Annotated in this window: 6 protein-coding genes; 3 read left to right on the forward strand and 3 right to left on the reverse strand. The window is 70.9% G+C overall.

Features of this window, described 5'->3' with window-relative positions:
- Positions 1-103: 103 nt before the first annotated feature.
- Complete coding sequence (locus tag E3T37_RS06265) at positions 104-466, reverse strand: GntR family transcriptional regulator (protein ID WP_134365954.1); 363 nt, start codon at positions 464-466, stop codon at positions 104-106.
- A gap of 182 nt (positions 467-648) precedes the next feature.
- Here E3T37_RS06265 and E3T37_RS06270 point away from each other — a divergent pair, with 182 nt between their 5' ends.
- Positions 649-1422, forward strand: coding sequence for an ABC transporter permease (locus E3T37_RS06270; RefSeq protein ID WP_241975834.1), 774 nt, complete (start codon positions 649-651; stop codon positions 1420-1422).
- Between the two features lie 36 nt (positions 1423-1458).
- Here E3T37_RS06270 and E3T37_RS06275 read toward each other — a convergent pair whose 3' ends face one another.
- Together E3T37_RS06275 and E3T37_RS06280 are read right to left on the reverse strand one after the other, a co-directional pair.
- Entirely contained in the window at positions 1459-1953 is a 495-nt protein-coding gene (locus E3T37_RS06275) for a hypothetical protein (RefSeq protein WP_134365955.1), read from the reverse strand.
- Between the two features lie 85 nt (positions 1954-2038).
- The gene (locus E3T37_RS06280) at positions 2039-2476 is read right to left on the reverse strand and encodes an Lrp/AsnC family transcriptional regulator (RefSeq protein WP_134365956.1); all 438 of its coding nucleotides are present in this window, start codon (positions 2474-2476) and stop codon (positions 2039-2041) included.
- A 222-nt stretch (positions 2477-2698) separates the two neighbouring features.
- Here E3T37_RS06280 and ddaH point away from each other — a divergent pair, with 222 nt between their 5' ends.
- Positions 2699-3604, forward strand: coding sequence for a dimethylargininase (gene ddaH / locus E3T37_RS06285; RefSeq protein WP_134365957.1), 906 nt, complete (start codon positions 2699-2701; stop codon positions 3602-3604).
- Entirely contained in the window at positions 3601-4911 is a 1311-nt protein-coding gene (rocD, locus tag E3T37_RS06290) for an ornithine--oxo-acid transaminase (RefSeq protein ID WP_134365958.1), read from the forward strand. Before ddaH ends, rocD begins: the two co-directional genes overlap by 4 nt.
- The last annotated feature ends 30 nt before the right edge of the window (positions 4912-4941 follow it).

Consider the following 4941-nt stretch of genomic DNA (forward strand, 5'->3'; position numbering starts at 1 on the left):
GCCGCCGCCTACGGGCGGTAGCCGCAGCCGCGCACGCCGCGAAACCCGCGCACGCGCACGCGCACGCCGCGCACCGCGCACGCAGCAGCCGAGGCCGCCGACGCTACGAACGGATGCCGAGGGCCGCACGCACGATCTGCAGCGCCTCCTCCGGGGGCAGGCCGAGCGCGCGCATCCGTTCGGCGTAGGCGACCGCGGCCCGCTGCGCCTGCTGGTGCGTGGCGTCTCCGGTCGCGGCGATGAAGGAGCCGAGCCGGCCGCGGGTCTCGATCACCTCGTCCTGCTCCAGCTCCCGGTAGGCGCGCGCGACCGTGTTCGCGGCCAGGCCGAGGTCTTCGGCGAGGCGGCGCACGGTGGGCAGCTTGTCACCCGGGGCCAGCGCGCCGGTGCGCACGCCCTCGATCACCTGCCCCCGCAGCTGCTCGAACGGCGGAGTGGGGGAGTGCGGGTCGATGACGAGTTGCATGCCGGGCATCCTTCGTGTGCGTTACGTCCCACGCTACCGGTGCCCCCGGTGCCCTCCTCCGCCGCGAGTGCGGGTGAATTGTCGCTCTGGCGTCCTCTAACCGACGATTCACCCGCACTCGCGAACCGAACGGATGCGCGCGGCCGGCCACTCCGGGCACACCGGCTCGGTAGGCTCGTCACGTGACCTGGCCCCGCGACCTGCCCGCCCAGCTGGCGGCACTGCTGCCGAGCCTGGCCGGCGTGCTGCTGCTCATCCTGATCGTCACGCTCGTGCTCTGGACCTACCGGGTGTCGCATCCGTTCGCGCCGGCGCTCGCCGTGCTGCGCGGAGCCCTGCAGCTGGCCGCGATCAGCCTGGTGCTCAGCGGCATCATCTCCGATCCGCTCTGGGTCGGCGTGGGCCTCGTCGTCATGTTCACCGCCGCGGTCGGCACGGTCACGCGGCGCATCGGCGCCAGCCGGCAGCACTTCGCCTGGGTGGCCGCCGCGATGGGCCTGGGCGTGCTCGCCTCCCTCCTGGTCGTGTTCGGCACCGGCGCGCTCGAGTCGACGCCGCGTTACGTGCTGTCCTTCGGCGGCATCATCATCGGCAACGCCATGTCGATCGCCACGCTCTCCGGCCGCCGCTTCGGCGAGGCGGTGACCGAGCGCTGGGACGAGGTGGAGGGCTGGCTGGCCCTCGGCGCCACGCCCCGGCAGGCGACCCGCGAGCTGGCCCGCCGCGCCGTCTACTTCGCGCTGATCCCCTCGACCGACCAGACGAAGACCACCGGCCTGGTCACCCTGCCCGGTGCCTTCGTCGGCGCCATCTTCGGCGGGGCCTCGCCGCTCGAGGCCGGTCGCTTCCAGATCATCGTGCTCGCCGGCATCCTTTGCGCCGGTTCCATCGCCGCCGTCGCGCTGATCCACCTGCTTGCGCCCGTGCGGCAGCGCCCCCTCACCGCCCCGGTCTGACCCGCCGCCTCGCAGCAGCGCCCGGTCCGCGGGCCGCTAATGCAGCACCAGGAACTTGGCGAGGATCAGGAACCCGGCGAGCAGCACGGTTCCCACCGCGACGAGGGCCAACGGCCAGCCACGGATGCCGCGGAGCCGCACCCCCGACACCGCCACCACGCTCAGCAGCACGCTGGCCGTGATCATCCCGACCAGGGTCGCGGTCCTCGTGTCGCCGCCGAAGAAGAGCACCACGAGCACCGCCAGCAGCGGAGCGAATGCGGCGGATATCATCGGTGCGCTGACCCGCAGATGGTGGCGGATGCTGCCCCACCCGGCCGTCTGATCCCCGATCGAGTAGGCGAAAACGTGCGTCGCGTAATACACGAGGTTCGTGATCAGGACCACGATGATGATCGTCGACGCGGCGCTGTCGCCGAGCCCGATCAGCGTGCTGGCGGCCACGAGTAGGCCGTAAGCCGCAGCGCTGATGCGCTCGGCGCCGGCCGGTCCGATCTTGCTTGGAGCCTGGGCGTTCTTCGGTGAGGCCACGGCTCCAGTGTCGCGGGGGTCGCGCTCGAGCGAAAGGGGCGACGGATGCCGCCGGCCCTACTCCGGCGCGCCGGCTCCGCTGCCGCTACTCCGCGGCGCGGTGGATCAGGCGGGAGAGCACGATCGCGCTGCGGGTGTGGTCCACGTTCGGCGCCAGGCGCACCTTCTCCAGGGCCGCCTCGAGGCCGGAGATGTCCCGCGCCCGGATGTGCACGATCGCGTCGGCGCTGCCGGTGACGGTGCCGGCATCGACGACCTCGGGCACGCCGGAGAGGATGCGCAGCAGTTCCTCGGGCGCCACGGTGCCGCGGCAGAACAGTTCGACGTAGGCCTCGGTGCTCATGCCGTCGATGGCCGGGTCCACCTGGATCGTGAAGCCGCGGATGACCCGGTCGGCCACGAGCTTGTCGACCCGCCGTTTGACCGCCGACGCCGACAGGCCGACGACCCCGCCGATATCCCCGTAGCCCGCGCGGGCATTCTGGCGAAGAAGGTCGAGAATGCCGCGGTCTAGATTGTCCATTCCGAGAGTCTACGGCGAAAACATGCGTCGAGCGCGGAAACCACGCGCATTTCGAGCGCAGATTAGCGTGACATACCGATTCATGCTGTGTGAAACTAGGAACGGCGTCCCCGCCCGGATCCGTTCGGCTCCGGCAGGGCTCTCGTGAGTGACCTGGTCCGCCATCCACCCCCGCATTCCGACCTCGCCCGAAGCCGGCGGAGTGCAGCAGAAGGAGTCCCCATGTCGACCAATCTCACGTCCCTTGATTTCGCCGCCCCCGACCTCACGGTCCCGGGTCTCACCGTCCCGAACCCGGACGAGAGCATCGCTTCGGCCCGCCCCGAGCGCATACCGGTCAGGCGCACCATCCTGATGTGCAAGCCCGACTACTTCACCGTCGTGTACCGCATCAACCCGTGGATGGACCCGGCCATCCCGACCGACACTGCCCTGGCCGTCGCGCAGTGGCAGACCCTGTACGACACCTACGTCGGACTCGGTTTCGACGTGCACCTGATCGACCCGATCGACGGGCTGCCGGACATGGTCTACGCGGCCAACGGCGGCTTCGTCGTCGACAACATCGCGTACGGCGCGGCTTTCACCTATCCGGAGCGCCAGCCGGAAGGCCCGGCCTACATGGACTGGTTCCGCGAGAGCGGCTTCGACGTGCGCGTCCCGGTCGAGATCAACGAGGGGGAGGGCGACTTCCTGCTCGTGGGCGACGCGATCCTTGCCGGCACCGGCTTCCGCAGCGCCTCGAACAGCCACGAAGAGGTGTCGGCCATCTACGGCCGTCCGGTGATCACGCTTAACCTGATCAACCCGAGCTTCTACCACCTCGATACCGCCATCGCCGTGCTCGACGACACGAACATCGCCTACCTGCCGAGCGCATTCGACGAGCCGAGCCTCGTCATCCTGCGCGAGCGCTACCCGGATGCCATCATCGTCACCGAGGAAGACGCGGCCATCCTCGGCCTCAACTCCTACTCCGACGGCTACAACGTCGTCATCGCCGCCCGCGCGAAAGACTTCGAGCGCCAGCTGCGCGCCCGCGGCTACAACCCGATCGGCGTCGACCTGTCCGAGCTGCTCCTCGGCGGCGGCGGAGTGAAGTGCTGCACGCTGGAGCTGCGCCGATGATCGACCAGACCGCGGCCGACCAGACCGCGGCCGCCCAGACCACGACAGCCCAGACCACGACAGCCCAGACCACGACAGCCCAGACCACGGCCGCCCTCGATCAGGCGTCCTACATCGCGCTCGAGAACGAGCACGCGGCCCACAACTACCACCCGCTGCCCGTCGTCGTCGCCTCCGGGGACGGCGCCTGGGTGACGGATGTCGACGGTCGCCGCTACCTGGACTGCCTGGCCGCCTACTCCGCGGTCAACTTCGGCCACTCCAACCCGGTTCTGCTGGAAGCCGCCCGCGCCCAGCTCGGCCGCATCACGCTCACCAGCCGCGCCTTCCACAACGACCAGCTCGGCCCGTTCGTGACAGCGCTCGCCGAGCTCTCCGGCAAGGACATGGTCCTCCCGATGAACACGGGCGCCGAAGCGGTCGAGTCCGGCATCAAGGTAGCCCGCGCCTGGGGCTACCGGGTGAAGGGCGTCGCCGACGGGCTGGCCAACATCATCGTGGCCGGCGAGAACTTCCACGGCCGCACGACCACGATCATCAGCTTCTCCGACGACGAGTCCGCCCGCAAGGACTTCGGCCCGTTCACGCCCGGGTTCCGCACGGTTCCCTACGGGGACGCCGCGGCCCTCGAGGCCGCGATCGACCAGAACACGGTCGCCGTGTTGCTCGAGCCGATCCAGGGCGAGGCCGGCATCGTCGTGCCGCCGGCGGGCTACCTGCCCGCCGTGCGCGAGATCACGACCCGCCATAACGTGCTGTTCATCGCCGACGAGATCCAGTCCGGCCTCGGCCGTACGGGCGCGACCTTCGCCTGCGATCTGGTCGGGGTCGTGCCGGACCTGTACCTGCTGGGCAAGGCGCTCGGCGGCGGCATCGTTCCCGTTTCGGCGGTGGTCGGCAACGCGGACGTCCTCGGCGTGCTCCGCCCTGGCGAGCACGGCTCGACCTTCGGCGGCAACCCCCTGGCCGCGGCCGTCGGCCTCGCCGTGGTGAAGATGCTGGCCACCGGCGAATACCAGGAGCGCGCCCGCGTTCTCGGCACCCGACTGCACGACGGGCTGAGCGCCCTGATCGGCCGGGGCGTCGTCGCCGTGCGCGGCGCGGGCCTCTGGGCCGGGATCGACATCGACCCGACGGTGGCGTCCGGCCGGGCGGTCTGCGAGGCCCTCCTGGCCCGCGGCGTGCTCGCGAAGGACACCCACGGCTTCACCATCCGCCTGGCCCCGCCGATCGTGGTCTCCGAGGCCGACATCGACTGGGCCGTCGAGCAGCTGGCCGCGGTGCTCGCGGAATTCGCCGCCGCCTAGCCGCGCCCGGCCGCGCCGCCGCCTCCGAGC

It is taken from the genome of Cryobacterium sp. TMT2-10 (assembly GCF_004403075.1).
GTDB lineage: Bacteria > Actinomycetota > Actinomycetes > Actinomycetales > Microbacteriaceae > Cryobacterium > Cryobacterium shii.

Excerpts from the sequence above, each read along its gene's own strand:
- E3T37_RS06265 (WP_134365954.1), bottom strand. The coding sequence starts at position 466 with ATGCAACTCGTCATCGACCCGCACTCCCCCACTCCGCCGTTCGAGCAG.
- ddaH (WP_134365957.1), top strand. The coding sequence starts at position 2,699 with ATGTCGACCAATCTCACGTCCCTTGATTTCGCCGCCCCCGACCTCACG.
- E3T37_RS06280 (WP_134365956.1), bottom strand. The coding sequence starts at position 2,476 with ATGGACAATCTAGACCGCGGCATTCTCGACCTTCTTCGCCAGAATGCC.
- rocD (WP_134365958.1), top strand. The coding sequence starts at position 3,601 with ATGATCGACCAGACCGCGGCCGACCAGACCGCGGCCGCCCAGACCACG.